The organism is Marinobacter sp. 1-4A (assembly GCF_016597725.1).
In the GTDB taxonomy this organism is placed as follows: Bacteria; Pseudomonadota; Gammaproteobacteria; order Pseudomonadales; family Oleiphilaceae; genus Marinobacter.
This window is the reverse complement of the sequence record NZ_VCGY01000005.1, coordinates 218,336-236,955: the sequence shown is the minus strand read 5'-3', so window position 1 is coordinate 236,955 and position 18,620 is coordinate 218,336. Positions and strand designations below refer to the sequence as shown.

The window sequence follows — 18,620 nt, the reverse complement described above, 5'->3', positions numbered from 1 at the left end:
GTTTTTAGTCTCAGTTATCGCCAAAGTCGTAGTTCATTTCGGGAACCGGTGCTTGTAGGTAGTAGCCCTGTATGTAGTTCACGCCAGCCTGCCAGAGCGTGGCAAGTATGCTGGCATTCTCTACCAGCGGAATAATAGTAAGTTTGCCCGCGCTTTGCAGGCTGGTTACCATTTCCTTTACCTGTTCCTTGGCTTCGTCACTCTTCTGGATTTCCTCCGTAAAGGAACCATCGATTTTCACATAATCCGCATCAATGTGTTTCAGAGTGTTGAACGGATTCAGCGCGCAACCGAACTGGGCAATAGATACCTTGCAGTGAAGCTGGTGTAGGGCCTTTGTAAACTCTTTGGCCTGTTTCATGTAGTTAGTCGCATCGCCTTCGCGAACTTGGAAAATAAGCGCGTCACCGGGTAGGCGAGCCGCTTTCAGCGCCACGCTAAGCCAGGGCGTAAAGGTTTTGTCTTGCAGGGTCTCTGCCGTCACGTTGAGGAACATGTGGGTGTCGTTGCCCCTGGAACGGTGACTAGCCAGCTGCTTTATCGTTTGCAAGATAACCCAGCGATCAATCTTCATGGCGGTATCGCTTGGCCCCATCGGTGGAAGAAAGTCGTAAGGCGAGACTTCTTTGTCATCCTTGTCGAGCATTCTTACAAAGGCTTCGTAATGTTCCTCGCCTTCACCGCGCAGGTTTATGATGGGCTGGAAGAGGAGCTTGAAACGGTTATCATCCAGCGCCTTTAGGATCGCCTCAATGGAGTTACTTTCATCCAGTGTTTCGTAGTCTGCAGGGTTGTAAATGCGGATCCCATTACCCTGAGACTGGCCTTCCTGTTTACGTACTTCCGAAGATGCAACGTGCGCTCGAGCTAGGAGTTCTTCTGCTTTCGGTGAGTTTTCGGTGATGGAGGCAATGCCAATACTGACGGTTAGCGGAACAGTGCGACCATTAATCTCGAATAGGTGCTCGTCAACAGCTTTGCGAATTTGTTCACAGCGGCTGCTTAGGGATTTTTCATCACAGGGAAGACAAAGTAGGCCAAAAGCGTCATCGCTGAGACGTGCGAGCATTAAGTCATCTCCCGCCTCGTTTTTCAGAAGGCTGGCCAAATCTCCCAACAAGAGATCTGCGCCGGAAATGCCCACTTGACCTTTCATGGCCATGAAACTGTCAAGGGCGATATATGCCAGCGCGCCGGTTTCATTGTCTTTACCTGCCTTGGCAATCGCTTGATCAAGTTCTTTCATCAGGTATTGGCGGTTGTAAAGGCCAGTGAGCAGGTCCTGACTGCTGATCTCCCGCAGTTTCTCTTCAAGCTCTGCATCGCTATGCTCAGGCTGGAGAACAATTTGGGTGCAGGCCTCTCCATCATAGGTTGCCGCGGACACGGACATAGTTACGGCTAGCTCATGGTCATCACTGCGTTTTGCTGTGCAGTTAATGGTCATGCCGTCTTCGCCTTTTTCTGCGAAAGCCTTCATGAAGGCTTTGTATTCGTTCTGGCTTTCCGTTGTGAGGGTGTCCAGAACAGGGATGCAGATCAAATCATCGATATCGTCGTAGCCCAGAAACTCCATATAGGACTGGTTGGCATAAATGTGCATGCCGTCATTGATATAGGCGATGGCGTCCTTTGAGCTTTCCAGAAGTAGCTGGCACCGCTGTTCTGCTTCGCGTAGGTGTGATTCCAGCGCCCGCTTGCGCCTGCGGTCTTCAAGCGCGGTCAGCTCACGCTTGACTTTGAGTATCAGAAGGTCGCTGTGTTCGAACTGCACAGTTCCTTGCGCACCAGCCTTCATTACGGCTACGGTTCTCTCGCGGCTTTCCTCCGCCGTTAAAAACAGGCAGGGAATGTCTTTGTCCATGCGCTTTATAGTGGCTAACGCTTCATCTGCAGTGAATTCTTGCTCTACATCTCGGGCAAGTAGCAAATCCCAGTTGCCGTTTTTAAGAGCTTCTTCCATATCTTCTTCGGAAGTAATCCGGTGGGCTCTTGTGGCTTTCCCAGAGTTTCTTAACAAGCTAATCAGAGATTCGGCGTCGTTTTGCGAAGGGTCGAGAATCAGGAGGTGTACGGTCGCGTTCTGTTTCTGCATTCCTAAGGCGTCTCGTCATACAGGTTGGCTGGGCCGGCCACGGCAGAAAAATGCTCTGCCATAGATTCAGAATCTTGTTAGAAGCTGTGGACTCGTGCTGCTAGACCGGACTGTCACTATCGCTGAATGATGCAGGGGTTGAGGCTTAATAACAAGCCTCCGGCGGATATACATATATCAACCGGAGACAATTACAGGGAAGGCCACAATGAATCAAAATCATCTTCACTGGCGCTAGCAGGCGCTGATGTGCTTGCTGGCGCTGCGGCAGTAACATTTTTCTGAAGCTTGAGCTCAAATTGGCTGATGCTACCGGTAGACGATACTTTCGTAGCTAGTTGGCCTTGTTCCTCCCGGCCATCATGCAGCATAGAGATTCGGCTACCAGGCTGGAATGGAAGGCGGGGGGTAATCAGGGTTGCGGCCTGATTAACCACGCTGATCTCCGGAAGTAAAAGCCCGCGCAGGTATTCGCTACTTTGCCCAACCTTTTGGAGAAGGCGTACGCCGCAGGGCGAGGCGCTGGGGGCCAACAGTTCTATACCAATTTGGGTTCCGTGATTTTTCACTTGTCGAATCCAGCGCACGACGGCAAGGCTCCACGGGTGTGAGCGTTGCTCCCGCACTCCCAAAATCTCGCCTGTTTGCATGGAGGGTGGAACACTCGCCTCCCAGGAAACGCAATAACCGCCCGGGCTGGTGTTTACCAGCAGCGTGGAGTGTGATTTGGGTCGATTTTTATCGTTCGCAGGGGTGGGCGTGTTTCCGAAGCTGCCACGGAAGTTGATTGGCGTGTCGGCAGCATGCAAATGCTCGTCGGTTGGTGCCGCGTCGGGAGCACCTCCCCAAGCGTCTTCGCGTTTGCGGGATGAGCGAATGAAGAGGTTCTCCTCACCCTCAGGGCCGTTATCATTGCCTGTTACAAATTCCGTAAACGACTTTTCTCCGGCAATGAAATAATGCGCTGCTGTGAGACCTACACATACTTCAAGGGTGCCGTGGCTGGCAATCCGGTTGAAATTTCTTGTGGCCAAAATACCCAAGGCCTGACTCAAGTGAGTAAGCAGTGTTTCGTTAACATTGCCGCGTATTTTCAGCGTTTCCGGCACGGGTTGCTTACGAAGCCGTGCATCAAGATGCTCGGAAATCATATTGGCCAGCTCTCTGGTGTCGAAACCGAAGCTCTCATCGCCTGGTTTGTGATCCAACAAGCTTCTGTAAACCGGAGAGTTGTCCCGCTCCATGTTTACAACAAAGAGGCTGTCGTCACCGACATCCGGACCGCAGCGTGAATGCTCTGTCCAGGACTCAAACAGTTCGTATGCTTGTAATAGGTCCGACTGCCTGAGCTGGTTTGGTCTGGCGCACCCAAGTAACAACAGGCGTTTATAGCTGTCAGCGATGGTGCTGGATTGCCGTTGTTTTAGAGCTACGTCCTCTACTGCCGAGCCCGAAAGCTTATTGCGATGGGCAAACCGGAACATGCGATGGCACTCAAGCCAGCTTAGGGCGGGGCTGGGACAATAAAGCTGGTGCGAGCGCAATATAGTTGATGCGAGCTCAGATATCGCCCGGTGAATGGCAGTGGCGATCAGCTTTCGGTTCTTGTCCAAACCTCCGTCTTCGAGCGCTTCTAAAATGCACAGTTTATAGCCGCTGGAAAGGTGCAATTGCAGTGCCTGAGAGAGATTGGCAATTTTGCGCTGCTTCTCCGGCAAGGCAACCGCGAGCCCCAAATAATGACGAGAGAGTTCGTTACAAACGAAGTGAATTTTTTCACGAATAAGTTCAAGAAATTGTAGGCGGTGTTGCGGCGCAAGAAACAGGTGGTTGAGCTCGATGATTGCGTGATAGAGCTGACGCGATACTTCGCCGATATTGGCCATGGGAAGCTGTTCCGTCCAGACCTTAAAGGCCTTGGGCGTTGTATCGCAAAACGACAGGCTTGCCGTTTTTTGCTCGGGAACACGGAGATCAGGTTTAAGGATCGTGCCTTCCATGAAAATGCGCCACCGTCAGGACAATGTTGTGTATACGGATTCCCTCGGCTGGCACGGCAATAGCTGCTTGGGTACGCCAGTTTATCGGGAAAATGCCGCAAATACATATTTTTACAAAATAGACGTTACTCGACTTTAAAGTAGCAAACCAGTGCAAGAAAGCGAGAAATTCACATGTTGACAATGTTTGACATGTGAACTGGGGCCAACTTTATAAAGCAATCGTTAAGGGTGGGCCGAAAAAAGGTCTATCGGTGTTTTTGAGGGTTTTCCGGGAACTTCGCGAACCAGTCTTGGAACCAAAAAGCCCGGCAGTCTGGAAAGCAGATCCTGAACCAACAGTCTGGCTTCTTCATCTGAGACATCGAAATGATGCGCGCCAGCGACGGGATCAAATGCGTGGAGGTAATAGGGAAGAACACCTGCCTCAAACAGAGCTTCACTCAGATTTTCAAGCACCTCTGCATCATCGTTGACACCTCTGAGAATGACGCTCTGATTCAATAGGGTTACGCCTGCTGCGCGCAGGTAGCCCAAAGCGCGACGGGTTGCTTGGTCGATTTCTGCCGCATGGTTGATGTGCAGCACCATAACAACCTGCACCGGCGTGCTGCTGATCCACTTTAGCAATGCATCACACACACGTTGCGGTATGACAACAGGCAGGCGAGTGTGCAGGCGGATACGTCGGATATGTGGAATGCTGCTGATGGCTGAAGTCCACTGGGACAGTAGCTGATCGTTGACCGCTAGGGGGTCACCGCCACTGAATATGACTTCGTTGATTTCCGGGCTAGCCATGAGAGTGTCCAGCACACGCTGTCGGTCGGCTGGACTCAGGCGCTGTTCGTCGTAAGGAAAGTGCCGACGAAAACAGTAGCGACAGTTTATGGCGCATTGGCCGGTTACCATAAGAAGAGCGCGACTGCGATACTTCCGGATCAACCCCGTGGTCTGGATGGCGTCGTCTTCCTGAAGCGGATCGAAAACAAACCCCTCTGCCGTGTTTGCTTCGGCGTGAAGGGGCAGCACTTGCCGCAACAATGGATCTGTGGGGTTGCCTTTCTCCATGCGCGCAAGAAACGGTTCGGGAACTCTGATTTGGAACAGTTGGTGCCCCGCCTCAGCTCCAGCAAGCCATTTGCCAGCAGGCAAATCCAGCCGTGCCAGCAATTCTTGCGGCGAGGTTATCGAATCGGAAAGCAGCTGTTGCCAGCTCCGGTTATCATCGCCCGAAAGCCGGGCTTCTATAGAGGCAGGGGTTCGCTGTATCATAGCGGCCTTTAAATTTTAAACAGCATTTTGGCAGGTGGACATTTCATGGCTTCATATTCTACCAACGAATTTCGTGGCGGTCTTAAAGTACTACTGGACGGCGACCCCTGTATTATCCTTGAGAACGAGATTGTAAAGCCGGGCAAAGGCCAAGCTTTCAACCGCGTTCGGCTGCGCAACTTGATGAGCAACCGCGTGTGGGAGCGTACCTTCAAGTCCGGCGAAAGTCTCGAAGCAGCAGACGTTATCGAGCAGGATATGGAATATCTCTACACAGACGGAGAGTTCTGGCACTTCATGCTCACCGACGGCTCCTTCGAGCAATATGCCGCAGACGCAAAAGCCGTTGGCGACACCATCAAATGGCTCAAAGAGCAGGATGTTTACACCGTCACTCTATACAACGGTGCACCTCTGACCATTACGCCACCAAATTTTGTCGAATTGGAAGTAGTTGAAACCGACCCGGGCATGAAAGGAGATACTGCACAGGGCGGCTCCAAGCCTGCAACCTTATCTACCGGTGCCGTTGTAAGCGTACCCTTGTTTATTACCATCGGCGAAGTGCTCAAAGTCGACACACGCTCTGGCGAATACATGAACCGGGTAAAAAACTGACCCCAACATGAAAAATCAGCCTGACTGGCAGCCCACTGCCTCCCGGTCAGCCCTGAAAAGCCGCGCAGAACAGTCAGCCTTTGTGCGCGGCTTTTTTGCGCAAAGGGACGTGTTGGAAGTAGAAACCCCAATGCTGGGGCGCTGCGGCGTAACAGAGCCAAATCTCGATGGTATACATGCGCAACTAGATGCTCAGGGTATCAAAGGGGGTTGGCTGCAAACCTCGCCTGAATACCACATGAAGCGCCTGCTGGCTGCAGGTTCGGGCTCCATCTACCAGATCTCAAAAGTCTTCCGAAACGGCGAACGCGGCAGCCGCCACAACCCCGAATTCTCCATGTTGGAATGGTATCGCACCGGGTTTGACGACGAGACCTTAATGACAGAAGTTGCCGACCTAGTGTGCGGTTGGCTCGAATGCCCCAGACCAAAGGCAATCAGCTACCGGCAGGCGATGATCGACTGGGCTGGTATCGACCCCTTTGTGATAACACAGAGTGACCTGCACCAACGTTGCCGAGAATGGCTTGAACCCGAACAATTACAAAACCTCAGCCGCGACGGCTGCCTCGATTTGCTAATGAGCTTCGCCGTTGAACCCAACCTCGGCACTGAAACCCCGGTATTCATAAACCAATACCCAGCCTCCCAAGCCTCTTTGGCAAAAATCTCCAACGTAGACGGCTTCGACGTAGCCCACCGCTTCGAGCTTTATATTGATGGCATCGAACTGTGTAATGGCTACTGGGAGCTTACCAACGGAGACGAACAACGCACCCGCTTCGAAGCCGACAACCGCCTGCGAAAAGCCGATGGAAAACCGCAAATGGACATAGATGAAGCCTTTCTTGCGGCCATAGAGCACGGATTGCCAGACTGCGCGGGGGTTGCCCTAGGATTGGATCGCTTGTTGATGCTCAAAATCGGCACACGGGATATTTCAGATGTGCTGGCATTCCCGTTAGAGCGAGCGTGAAGGCCATAGGGATGTTTGGGGCACTGGCGGGGAGCTGACTCCGAAACCGTGCGAAGCCATGGATGGCGGAGCCGAGCGTACAGGGATGTATTCACAGCGTGTTTCGGAGTCAGCTCCCCGCCAGTGCTGAACTCGAGAGTAGGCGGTGCCAACAAATGCTGGCACCGAATTGAAAGGGTTATTCGGCAGAGATTTTCCCAAATGCCTCACCCATGCGAACAACCTTCTCGGCTACCTGATTGGCATCCCAGCGAACACGACCCTTGGGCATCACCATCACCACCGTAGAGCCCAGCCGAAAACGCCCCATCTCCTCACCTTTGGCAAACGAAATAGCACTCTCGCCCTCATAGCTGATCGCCTTCACTCCACTGCTGTTGGGCGCCACAACCCCCGCCCAAGGCGTCTCAACACTACCTACAATCATTGCACCCACAAGCACTAATGCCATAGGCCCGGCAGCCGTATCAAAAATACAAACAACCCGCTCATTGCGAGCAAACAGATTAGGCACATTTTCCGCCGTGACCGGATTCACCGAAAACAACTTGCCGGGGACATAAATCATCTCCCGAAGCGTGCCAGCCATAGGCATATGGATACGGTGATAATCCTTTGGTGAAAGATAAATAGTCGAAAACTCGCCGTCCGAAAAAGTGGCCGCTCGCTGGGTGTCACCGCCCAGCAACTCTAACAGGCTGAAAGACTGCCCCTTAGCTTGAAAAATACGACCACCAGCTACCTGACCAATCTGGCTGATAGCGCCATCAACAGGGCTAACAAAAACATCGTCCCCTCCGGCAATAGGGCGAACCCCCGGCTTGAGTGCTCGCGTAAAAAAAGCGTTAAAACTGGGATAAACCGTAGGGTCAGCTTCCGCCGCCTCGCTCATATCCACGCCGTAACGCTTCACAAACCACTTGATAACCCGATTTTTGAGCGCAGGATTGCGGTCATTGTCTGCAAGACGACCAGCGGCGCGGGAAACCGCAAGTTGCGGAGTAACGTACTGGCTCAGAATAAACAGCTTGTCGAACATTTGAATGCGATCCTATGTGCTCAAAGGCGCGAAGTTTAACAAATAGTCTCGCAAGAGTGTTGCGTAGGCGACCGTATGTATAGAAATTGTTGCATGCCTTCGCGGATACTGCGGGGGCTTGCTATTATCAAACCAGAAAAAGCGTCATTGATACCGGCGCTGGGCGACACCTCAAGATAAAAGGCTTACATTCTTCTCATGCTACTTATTATTGGTTCAGTGATTGTTATTGCCAGCGTTCTGGGTGGGTACGTCCTCCATGGAGGCAACCTAATGGTGTTGTGGCAGCCGACAGAACTGCTCATTATTTTTGGCGCAGCCCTCGGCTCTTTTATCATTGCCAACCCGCTGCATACCGTCAAAGAGGTGTTTTCCGGTATTTTACGCCTGCTCACAGGCTCCCCATTCAACAAATCCTATTACATGGATTTGCTCAGTATGCTCTACGAGATCTTTGATAAATCCCGCAAGCAGGGGGTTATGTCCATTGAGGAAGACATAGATAACCCCGAATCCAGCCAGATTTTCAGTCGCTACCCGGCGATTATGAAGTCAAAGGAGTTGCTGGCATTTATCACCGATTATCTGAGAATCATCAGTGCTGGCAACATGGCCTCCCATGAGCTGGAAGGCATGATGGAGAACGAAATTGATAGCCGCCAACACGAACTTGAAGAGCCAGCCCATGCCGTGAACAAAATTGCGGATGCCCTGCCAGGGCTTGGCATTGTTGCGGCAGTATTGGGCATTGTTATCACCATGAACTTCCTAAGCGAAGGGCCGGAGCGCATTGGTTTGAGTGTGGCGGCTGCGCTGGTGGGCACCTTCCTTGGCATCTGGATGGGCTATGGCTTTGTGGGGCCAACTTCCATCGCCATGGAGCACGCTGCAAAATATGAGCTCAAAGCCTACGAGTGTGTTAAATCCGCCATTGTTGCCACGGTATCAGGGCAAGCACCTCAAATGGCTATAGAGTTCGGTCGTAAAGCTTTGCCCACCGACAAACGCCCTGACTTTCAGGAATTGAACGATCACGTGCGTGCGAAATAGCCCAGCCTGAATCCGGAGCAGTCTTGTGGAACAGCAGCCGATAATCATAAAACGCAAAAAAGTCATTGCGGCGGGCCATCACGGTGGCTCGTGGAAGGTTGCGTTTGCTGACTTTGCAACGGCGATGATGGCGTTTTTTTTGGTGCTCTGGTTAACCGCAACTGCATCTCCGGAACAAAAAAAAGCCGTAGAAGGCTACTTTAAAGATCCTGTGGGGTTTACTGAAGGCGGCTCGCCAAACCCAGTCGATCTTGAAGGCAGTGCGTCTGTCGTCAGCGAGGCCAGCACGGATACCGACCCAAACCCTATAGTGATTGCGGATGAGGTGGTTGATACCCTGTCGGACACCCTCGAACAACGCCGGATGGAAGAGCTGTTTCAAGAGCTAAAGCAGCGGATTGAAGAAAACCAAACGCTGCAAGAGTTCAAAGATCAGCTGCTGATTGATATTACCGATGAGGGGCTGAGAATTCAGATCGTTGATCGCTCAAACCGCCCTATGTTCGATAGCGGCCGGGCTGAATTGAAATATTACTCACAGGAGATTCTTTTCGAACTGGCGAAAACGCTGGGATCTGTTGATAACAAACTCAGCCTCACCGGCCATACAGACGCCACCCCTTTCGGCGGTCGACCCGGTTATACCAACTGGGAACTCTCGGCAGACCGAGCCAACACCGCCCGCCGTGCGTTGGTTGCCGGTGGTGTGCGTTCCCAACAAATCGCCCGGGTAGTCGGGCTCAGCGATTCCGTTTTGTTTGATCAAGACGAACCAACGGCACCCGTAAACCGCCGAATCTCCATCATCGTGCTCAACAAAAAGACCATCAGCAGCATTCATAGCAGTGCCAGTGCCAAAGGCGCGCCTCTCATCGACCTCACGGCCCCGTCGGAAGAAGACCAGAAAAAAGCCATGGAAAATCTGGAAAGCGGCGACTGGCTGAAAGAAAAAGAAGAACCGGCGCCGGGCGAACTAAACTGGTAGGCCGCCCGACAATAACCTATCCGTCGACTTTTAAGCCTCGCGACTGCTGCTCGGCCATGTCCTGAAGAATACGATGAAAGCTACGCCGTCTCTCAGGGCTTAGCGTGCCCGCTTCTGCTGCTGCGTCAATGGCGCAACCCGGGTCGCCCATATGCCTGCAATTGCGAAACTTGCAGTAACCGATCACCTCACGAATCTCACGAAACCCGTACTCAATCTCCTGTGGTGTCATGTGCCAGAGACCAAACTCCCGAATACCCGGCGAATCAATCAAATCACCGCCCATCGGCAAGTGAAAAAGCTTCGCAGTGGTAGTGGTATGGACACCCTTGCCAGTACTCTCGGAAACTGCACCCACACGAATTGCCTCACCCGGCATCAACGTTTGAATGATCGACGACTTACCGACCCCCGACTGACCCACAAAAGCACTGGTTTTACCCTTCACCAACGCCTCAACCTCCGGCGAAGGCTTACCATCGAATTGCACCGCAGACGTGCGCACAATCTCATAACCTAAGGCTGCATAACGCGCGAGTAGGGCATCGATGTGCGGTCTATTTTGATCCGTAATCAGGTCCGTCTTGTTCAACAAAATAACAGCCGGAATATCTGTAATCTCGGAAGCCACCAAATACCGGTCAATCAAATTATCATGGGGCTCAGGCTCCGGCGCGATCACCAAAATAATGTGATCAATATTCGCCGCCACCGGCTTCACAGCGCCAAAGTTGTCCGGCCTTTGCAGCAAATTATCGCGTTCACACCGAGCGACAATCACACCGGTTTCATTCTTGCCCGGCCGCCAAACAACCCGATCACCCGTCACTAGACTATCGATATTCGCCCGAACAAAACACCGCACAACATCACCCTTGCGGTCACCCTCCAGCGCTTCCACATCCAGCTGTTGCCCGTAGTGGGCAATAATCAGCCCTTCCTGCTCAGGCCCAAGCTCTCCGGCATCGGCCTGCGCCTGAACTGACTTTTCTTTACGAGCTGCACGGGCCGCGCGTTCCTCCTGAATCTTCTTGATCCGGAATTGCTGTTGCTTGTTCAGTTGCCGTTTTGCCATAAGGTCTCAGTTAACACGGATGAAAGTTGTCACGTTGCTGTGCCATCATACGGGAATAAATTTTGTGCGGCTTTAACCGAGCCGATTAATAGAAACATATCACCGAACCTCCGGGCAGTGCAGTGTCTTATCCAGATAAAGCTGCCCGAACCATATGGGATATATCACCAAAGTTTGAAGTGGAGTGGCCCCTTGCTTTCCGGGAATGCCGGCGGCCATGGATGGCCGACGACAAGCGCTCAGGGAAGAGCTCGTAGCGGTTCCCGGAAAGCAAGGGGCCACTCCACTCTCCACCGATGTTTGATTAGTGAGGAAAGCAGAATGTCAGCAGGGAAACCCCTAGTGTGGATCGATCTGGAAATGACCGGCCTTGATCCAGAAAAAGAACGCATCATAGAAATGGCCACCATCATCACCGACTCCGAGCTAAACCTCATAGCCGAAGGCCCGGTTCTCGCCATTCACCAACCCGACAGCCTGCTCGAAGCCATGGACGAATGGTGCACCCGCACCCACGGCGAAAGCGGCCTAACCAAACGCGTCCGCGAAAGCAAAATCTCAGAAGCCGAAGCCGAGCAGCAAACCATCGCCTTCCTCAAAGAATACATGGAAAAAGGCCAATCCCCCCTGTGCGGCAACAGCATAGGTCAGGATCGCCGGTTCCTCGTAAAATACATGCCCGAACTGGAAGACTTCTTCCACTACCGTAACCTAGACGTATCCACCGTAAAAGAACTCGCACGCCGGTGGCGCCCGGATGTACTAGAAGGCGTAAAAAAACAGGGCAGCCATCTGGCACTGGACGACATCCGCGACTCCATCAACGAACTCCGCCACTACCGCGAGCACTTCTTCAAGCTGTAACCTACAAGCTATAAACCGTGCCGGGCCAGCGCCCATTGAACATGCTCGCGGACCATCTCCGAAGGATAGTCCGCGCGCTGCTTAAGGGCTTCAATCACCGGAATCGTTGAAGGTGCGTTGCCCAGCCCTACCGCCAGATTACGCAGCCAGCCTTCGTATCCCGTGCGGCGGATAGCCGAACCCTCGGTGCGCTTCAGAAACTGCTCCTCCGTCCATAAAAACAGCTCCGCCAACGAACTATTATTGAGGCCATGCCGTGGCTGAAAATCATCTTCCTGAGTCGGCTTTTTGAACTTCTGCCATGGGCACACAAGTTGGCAGTCATCACAGCCAAACACCCGGTTACCCATCAGCGGTCGCAACTCCTCCGGAATACTACCTTTGAGCTCGATGGTGAGATAACTGATGCAACGTCGGGCATCCAATTTGTGTGGCCCAACAAATGCGTCCGTAGGACACATATCCAGACAGGCAGAACAGCTCCCGCAATGATCCTTCTCGAAGGCGGGGTCCACGGGCAAAGGTGCGCTAGTGAATATTTCGCCAAGAAAAAAGAACGATCCAGCCTTAGGATGAATCAACATGTTGTTCTTGCCAATCCAGCCCAAACCCGCCCGTTGCGCCAGCGCCCGCTCTAGAACTGGGGCACTGTCCACAAATGCTCGGTGATCGTATCCGCTGACTGCCTCGTCAATCCTTTTTGCCAGAGTGGCCAGCCGCTTCCGTATCAACTTATGGTAGTCCCGGCCTAGAGCATAACGAGTGATATAAGCGCCTTCCCGGTTAGTAAGCGCTTCTTTAGGGCTGTCTGGTGTGGGCATGTAATCCATGCGTACAGAAATGACTCTGGTTGTTCCAGGCACCAGCGACGTAGGAGTGTAGCGCTTATCCCCGTGGTGACCCATGTACGCCATCTCTCCCTGATAGCCTTGGTCGAGCCAGTCTTGAAGTCGTTGGGCATGTTCGCCGGTATCCGCCGTTGTTATTCCTGCATCAGAAAACCCGAGTTCTCTGGCCCACTGCCGGATAAGTGTAGGCAAATCAGCCAGTTCTGGTGGCAAAGACATGTCTGTTTCAGGTGTGCTCATAAGTACCACTGGTGTACCCGCCATGCCCGAACTGGAGGTACAGATATTTAATTTGATTAAGTTATGACCTTTTCCATGGTTTTGCTATGCTTTACAGATAGCTGGCCAATTTTCTTAAACCGGTTTCTGTAACGGGAGCAAAGGCTCATGCCACAGCAAGCTGGAGGCAGTTTACCAGATGCGCTGTTTTCCGCCGATTCTGTGCGCCGTATCGATCAGTATGTTATCGAACAGCTCGGTGTCGATGGGTTTGATTTGATGCAGTCTGCTGCCCGTGCGGCGTTTCGCAGGCTAGCATTGCGCTGGCCCGGCACTGAAACTTTGCTGGTTCTTTGCGGTGCAGGCAATAACGGTGGCGATGGCTACCTGATAGCGGCCAATGCGCTTCGGCACGGGTTGACTGTGCATTGTGTCGCGGTTGCCCCCACAGAGAAATTGAACGGAGATGCCCGCAAGGCTTGGCAGAAGGCGACTGCTGATGGCGTGAAGGTCCGGGAGCTGGCCGAGTTCAGTGAGGCCGAGCTGGATTCGTTAATTGAAAACGCCGGGCTAATTGTAGATGCCATGCTGGGGACAGGGGCTTCCGGTGCCCCCAGAGAGCCGTTTGCCAGTGTAATAGCACGCTGTAATCGCTCGGGGCTTCCTATGTTGGCAGTTGATGTGCCCTCCGGGCTTAACGCGACGACAGGCGCAGCCAAGGGCGAGGTGGTGCAGGCCAGCATGACCGTTACGTTTATTGGCCGCAAGGCTGGGTTGTATACCGGGCAAGGCGCGGCGGCGTGTGGCGATACAGTGTTTGAATCATTGAGCACTGCCATAAAAACTGGCGATATTGCTGAGAATGGCGAGAACGGCGAAAGCCCGATAGCCATGCTCCAAAGTTGGAAGTCTGTTCAAGGATGGTTGCCCCGGCGCCCTGCAAACGCCCATAAAGGTCGTTTTGGCCATGTTTTGGTGGTTGCGGGAGACCGTGGTTTTGGTGGTGCGGGCTTGCTCGCTGCAGAAGCAGCTGCGCGCTCCGGTGCAGGGTTGGTGTCGCTGGCAACACGCCCTGAGCATGTAACAGCCGCATTGGCACGCTGCCCTTCGGTGATGGTTCATGGGTTGACCCACGGCTCGGAACTGCCCTCGCTGCTGGATGCCGCAACGGTTGTTGTGTGTGGGCCCGGTATGGGACAGGGCGCCTGGGGGCAGCAGATGCTGCAACAGGTAGTGGAGAGCGGCAAGCCTCGCGTGTTGGATGCAGATGCTTTAAACCTGCTTTCATCCCGGGTAGCTGTACCAGCCAACAATCAAATTTTGACACCGCACCCGGGCGAGGCCGCCAGACTGCTAAATTGCCTTGTGCCGGAAGTTGAAGCGGATCGTCTGGCCGCCGCGAATAAGCTGCAGTCCTTATACGGGGGCGCAGTCTTGCTCAAGGGGGCAGGAACGGTTATCTCCGCTGGCGAGGCGGCTGTGGATATTGCCGGGGGCAGCAACCCGGGTATGGCAACAGGAGGCATGGGGGACGTGCTCTCGGGAGTCATTGGCGCAGTCTATGCCCAAATCATTGAGTCACCCGCTCAGGCCGCCACACTGGGCGCGGTTGTGCATCTTGAAGCTGCGAGCAGGGCATCCGTTGAAAAAGGCTATATGGGGCTCATCGCCACTGACGTGATTGATGCATTGCCACAGGTTTTCCGGGAGGCGGAGTCAATCACTGGCCGCCGCGAGGAGGAAGAATGAGCATTTTCGGGAACGAACGCAGGTTGTTTCTGGAAGGTGAAGAAGAGACCGAAAAGCTGGGCAGTGAACTGGCCCGTTTGGCAAAAGAATCGGGTGAAGGTCTGACCATATTCCTCGAGGGCGACCTCGGAATGGGGAAAACCACACTCAGCCGTGGGGTTATTCGGGCCCTTGGGCATGAGGGCGCTGTAAAAAGCCCGACCTATACGTTGGTTGAGCCCTACGAAGACTTGGTCCCGCCGGCCTATCACTTTGATTTATATCGGTTGGGCGACCCAGAAGAATTGGAGTACATGGGCATTCGTGACTATTTCAATGGCCAGAGTATTTGTCTTATCGAGTGGCCGGAACGCGGCGAGGGATTGCTGCCAAGCCCGGATCTCGAAGTACATTTGGAGCATCAGGGCGACGGTCGGTCGGCGGTCATTCGGGCGCGATCGGAGTTCGGTGCGTCACTGTTGAACGAGTTGGAATTGATCGGGCCGGAGCATTGACTGGCCGAAACCGCACAAACAGGCAAGCTGTATGAAAAAACACAAGCTGACGATGACGATAATAGTGGCTCTGGCGTCCGCGTGGTTGCTTTCGGCATCCTTACAGGCGCAAGCAGGTACTCAGGTGGAGGGTATTCGCATCTGGCCAGCCCCGGATCATACCCGTTTGGTGTTGGATACCGCAGGCAAGGTGGATCACAATATGTTTGCGTTGAGCAATCCTTCGCGCTTGGTGATTGACCTCAAAAACACGCGCCTGAAAACCGACCTCGACAAGCTTGATTTGGCTGGCAGTCCGGTTCGCCGTATTCGCAGTGCGCCACGCAACGGCACCGATCTAAGGGTGGTTCTTGATTTAGCCAGCGATATCAAACCTAGAAGTTTTCAGTTAGAGCCCAACCAGCAGTATGGCCATCGTCTGGTTCTGGATCTAATTGATGAAAGTGGCAGTCGTTTGGAAAAGGCGAACAAGCCGACGGTGACTCATAATTCAGCTGGCAAGCGCGACGTTATCGTAGTTATCGATGCCGGCCACGGCGGTGAAGACCCCGGCGCTATTGGCCCAAGGGGTACCCGTGAAAAAGATGTAGTGCTAAAAATGGCTCACATCCTCAAAGACATGATTGATAAGCGGCCGGGTTATACCGCTAAACTTACCCGCACCGGTGATTATTATATCGGCCTGAGAAACCGAACCATTTTGGCCCGAAAATACAGTGCGGATCTGTTTGTGTCTGTGCATGCGGACGCATTCCGCACGCCGCAGCCCAAGGGCGCCTCGGTATTTGCGCTCTCCCAGCGTGGTGCAACCAGTGAAACCGCCCGTTGGTTGGCGCAAAGCGAAAACCGCTCGGATTTGATCGGCGGTACAGGTGGAGTGTCTCTTGATGGCCGCGACGACATGCTCGCTGGTGTGCTGCTTGACCTCTCCATGACCGCCAGTATCAATGCCAGTTTGGGTGTGGGTAGTTCAATTCTTGGTAAGCTCAACGGCGTAGCGCATTTGCACAAACCAGGCGTGGAGCAGGCGGCCTTTGCCGTTCTCAAGTCGCCGGATATTCCTTCTATTCTTGTGGAAGCAGGCTTTATATCCAACCCGCAGGAAGAGAAAAATTTGTCTACCGACTGGTATCGACGCAAGCTCGCTGGCGCCATCATGCAAGGTATCGATGACTACTTTCAGAAGACACCCCCGCCCGGCACCTTGCTGGCGTGGCAGAAGCAGAACCGTCAAGGTGGCGGCCGTATTAGCCGGTATCGGGTTCAAAGTGGCGATACTCTCTCTGAAGTGGCGCGTGAAAACCAAACAACCGTAAGCGAACTGATGCAATTTAACGGCCTAAGGGATGACCGTGTTATGGTAGGGCAAACCATTCGCATTCCCGCATCCTGAACAAGAGGTAGTCCCGAAACATGCCCTCCATCCGATTACTTTCGCCGCGGCTGGCAAACCAGATTGCTGCCGGTGAGGTGGTTGAGCGCCCTGCATCTGTTGTCAAAGAACTCGTTGAAAACGCACTCGATGCAGGCGCTGATCGCGTTGAGATCGAGGTGGAACAGGGCGGTGTAAAACTCATCCGTGTGCGTGATGACGGCAGTGGTATTGCCGAAAGCGACTTGCCGCTGGCGCTCAGCCGCCATGCTACAAGTAAAATCGCTAGCCTCGACGATTTGGAGGCTGTGGCTTCGCTCGGATTCAGAGGCGAAGCTCTAGCCAGTATCAGTTCGGTTTCCCGTTTAACGCTAACCTCCCGCACCGACCAGCAGGAAGCAGCCTCTCGCGTGGAAGTTGAAGGGCGTGACATGGATGCTCGAATATCACCTGCCGCACACCCCGTGGGCACTACGGTGGAAGTGCGAGACCTGTTTTTTAACACTCCTGCCCGGCGCAAGTTTCTGCGCACAGAGAAAACCGAATTCAACCATGTGGAAGAATGCGTGCGACGGCAGGCGCTCAGTCGTTTTGATGCGGGTTTTACCTTGCGTCATAACCAGAAAGTTGTTCAAAATTTACGGTCAGCTGAGTCCATGCTCGATAAGGAGCGCCGCATTGGCGCCTTGTGTGGGCAGAAGTTCATCGATAACGCGGTAGTGATTGACGCAGAAGCCACAGGTTTGCGCTTGTGGGGGTGGGTCGCCTTGCCTACTTTTTCCCGTAGTCAGGCTGATCTTCAGTATTTCTTTGTAAACGGTCGCGTTATCCGCGACCGCTTGGTTGCTCATGCTGTGCGCCAGGCCTATCGCGATGTGTTGTATAACAATCGCCATCCTGCGTTCGTTTTATATCTTGAAGTTGACCCTGCCACGGTTGATGTGAACGTGCATCCAACCAAGCACGAAGTGCGTTTCCGTGATGGCCGTCTGGTGCACGATTTTATTTTTCGCACGCTGCACAAAGCGTTGGCTGATGTACGTCCCGATGACCATTTCCGAGGCGCTGTAGCCCAGTCCTTTGGCCGCGAAACGGCAGAGCAGGGATCGCCGCAGGCTGATGGGGTAGCACCTTCACAAGCTTACCCTCAGAGCGGGCAGTCCACGGCGCCTTGGTTTGGTGGTCAAACGCCTTCACCTGCAGAGGGGTTCAGAGGGCAAGCTGCACCTCAACAAGAGTGGCGAGCCAGTGATCAAATGGCGTTTTATCAATCCCTCGGTGGTGGTGGCGTCAGCACCCGGCAAGAGCCCGCATCGTTTAGTGGTGCAGCAGTAATGCCATCGGATCAGTCTGCTGCGGCCGACAGTAGCGAAGAGCCACCTTTGGGGTATGCCATTGCTCAGTTGCATGGCATTTACGTTCTTGCCCAGAGCAGTGCCGGAATGATTGTGGTCGATATGCATGCGGCCCATGAACGCATCACCTACGAGCGAATGAAGCGCGCGCTGGCAGAGCAGGATCTCAAAAGCCAGCCGCTGCTGGTGCCATTGTCTCTTGCTGTCAGCCAAAAAGAAGCGGCGTTAGCTGAAACCCATAGCGAAGAATTGCAGCATTTAGGGCTGCAAGTTGAACGCATCGGGCCTGAGACTTTGGCAATCAGGCAGGTGCCTGCGTTGTTGCGGGGAGCCGATACCGAGCAGCTTGTTCGGGACGTGTTGTCTGACCTGATTGAACATGGCCAGAGTGACCGGGTTGAAGCAGTTACCCACGAACTGCTGGGCACCATGGCGTGCCATGGTTCAGTGCGGGCAAACCGCCAGTTGACCATCCCGGAGATGAACTCACTACTCAGGGACATGGAAGCGACAGAGCGCAGCGGTCAATGTAATCATGGGCGCCCGACTTGGACGCTGGTCACATTGGCGGAGTTGGACAAGCTCTTTTTGCGGGGGCGCTAGACT

At 53.6% G+C, this 18,620-nt stretch carries 15 protein-coding genes; 9 read left to right on the top strand and 6 right to left on the bottom strand.

Going from position 1 to position 18,620, the window contains the following annotated elements:
- Window positions 1–10: 10 nt before the first annotated feature.
- From FE845_RS12735 to epmB, 3 genes are all read right to left on the bottom strand, one after another.
- A complete protein-coding gene (locus FE845_RS12735) occupies window positions 11–2,095 on the bottom strand; it encodes an EAL domain-containing protein (RefSeq protein WP_200365192.1) in 2,085 nt (694 codons plus the stop codon).
- A 191-nt stretch (window positions 2,096–2,286) separates the two neighbouring features.
- A complete protein-coding gene (locus tag FE845_RS12730; protein ID WP_200365190.1) occupies window positions 2,287–4,095 on the bottom strand; it encodes a GTPase in 1,809 nt (602 codons plus the stop codon).
- A gap of 225 nt (window positions 4,096–4,320) precedes the next feature.
- Entirely contained in the window at window positions 4,321–5,370 is a 1,050-nt protein-coding gene (gene epmB, locus FE845_RS12725) for an EF-P beta-lysylation protein EpmB (protein WP_200365188.1), read from the bottom strand.
- Window positions 5,371–5,415: 45 nt separating this feature from the next.
- Here epmB and efp point away from each other — a divergent pair, with 45 nt between their 5' ends.
- The gene (gene efp, locus FE845_RS12720) at window positions 5,416–5,988 is read left to right on the top strand and encodes an elongation factor P (RefSeq protein WP_200365186.1); all 573 of its coding nucleotides are present in this window, start codon (window positions 5,416–5,418) and stop codon (window positions 5,986–5,988) included.
- 7 nt (window positions 5,989–5,995) lie between these two features.
- Complete coding sequence (gene epmA, locus FE845_RS12715) at window positions 5,996–6,964, top strand: EF-P lysine aminoacylase EpmA (RefSeq protein ID WP_200365184.1); 969 nt, start codon at window positions 5,996–5,998, stop codon at window positions 6,962–6,964.
- 178 nt (window positions 6,965–7,142) lie between these two features.
- On the opposite strand, the gene asd is transcribed toward epmA, so the two are convergent.
- Window positions 7,143–8,003 (bottom strand): archaetidylserine decarboxylase, encoded by an 861-nt coding sequence (gene asd, locus FE845_RS12710; RefSeq protein ID WP_200365182.1) that lies wholly within the window; start codon window positions 8,001–8,003, stop codon window positions 7,143–7,145.
- 198 nt (window positions 8,004–8,201) lie between these two features.
- Between asd and motA the strand changes: the two genes are divergently transcribed.
- Both motA and motB read left to right on the top strand, forming a co-directional pair.
- On the top strand, window positions 8,202–9,053 hold the full coding sequence (motA, locus tag FE845_RS12705) for a flagellar motor stator protein MotA (protein WP_200365180.1): 852 nt from the start codon (window positions 8,202–8,204) through the stop codon (window positions 9,051–9,053).
- Window positions 9,054–9,078: 25 nt separating this feature from the next.
- Window positions 9,079–10,038, top strand: coding sequence for a flagellar motor protein MotB (gene motB / locus FE845_RS12700; protein WP_200365178.1), 960 nt, complete (start codon window positions 9,079–9,081; stop codon window positions 10,036–10,038).
- Between the two features lie 16 nt (window positions 10,039–10,054).
- Here the strand turns inward: motB and rsgA are convergent, their stop codons facing one another.
- A complete protein-coding gene (gene rsgA / locus FE845_RS12695; RefSeq protein ID WP_200365176.1) occupies window positions 10,055–11,113 on the bottom strand; it encodes a small ribosomal subunit biogenesis GTPase RsgA in 1,059 nt (352 codons plus the stop codon).
- Between the two features lie 321 nt (window positions 11,114–11,434).
- Here rsgA and orn point away from each other — a divergent pair, with 321 nt between their 5' ends.
- Complete coding sequence (gene orn / locus FE845_RS12690) at window positions 11,435–11,977, top strand: oligoribonuclease (protein WP_200365174.1); 543 nt, start codon at window positions 11,435–11,437, stop codon at window positions 11,975–11,977.
- 8 nt (window positions 11,978–11,985) lie between these two features.
- Here the strand turns inward: orn and queG are convergent, their stop codons facing one another.
- Window positions 11,986–13,065 carry a tRNA epoxyqueuosine(34) reductase QueG gene (gene queG, locus FE845_RS12685; protein WP_200365172.1) on the bottom strand — a complete coding sequence of 360 codons (1,080 nt, stop codon included), beginning with the start codon at window positions 13,063–13,065 and terminating at the stop codon, window positions 11,986–11,988.
- A gap of 147 nt (window positions 13,066–13,212) precedes the next feature.
- On the opposite strand from queG, the gene FE845_RS12680 reads away from it, so the two are divergent.
- Genes FE845_RS12680 through mutL form a run of 4 tightly spaced genes read left to right on the top strand, consistent with a single transcriptional unit; the run spans window position 13,213 to window position 18,617 of the window.
- The gene (locus tag FE845_RS12680; RefSeq protein ID WP_200365170.1) at window positions 13,213–14,793 is read left to right on the top strand and encodes an NAD(P)H-hydrate dehydratase; all 1,581 of its coding nucleotides are present in this window, start codon (window positions 13,213–13,215) and stop codon (window positions 14,791–14,793) included.
- A complete protein-coding gene (gene tsaE / locus FE845_RS12675; protein ID WP_200365167.1) occupies window positions 14,790–15,287 on the top strand; it encodes a tRNA (adenosine(37)-N6)-threonylcarbamoyltransferase complex ATPase subunit type 1 TsaE in 498 nt (165 codons plus the stop codon). The genes FE845_RS12680 and tsaE overlap by 4 nt, the downstream gene beginning before the upstream one ends.
- Before the next feature lie 52 nt (window positions 15,288–15,339).
- Window positions 15,340–16,680, top strand: coding sequence for an N-acetylmuramoyl-L-alanine amidase (locus FE845_RS12670; protein WP_265092039.1), 1,341 nt, complete (start codon window positions 15,340–15,342; stop codon window positions 16,678–16,680).
- A gap of 20 nt (window positions 16,681–16,700) precedes the next feature.
- Window positions 16,701–18,617, top strand: coding sequence for a DNA mismatch repair endonuclease MutL (mutL, locus tag FE845_RS12665; RefSeq protein WP_200365163.1), 1,917 nt, complete (start codon window positions 16,701–16,703; stop codon window positions 18,615–18,617).
- Window positions 18,618–18,620: the final 3 nt, after the last annotated feature.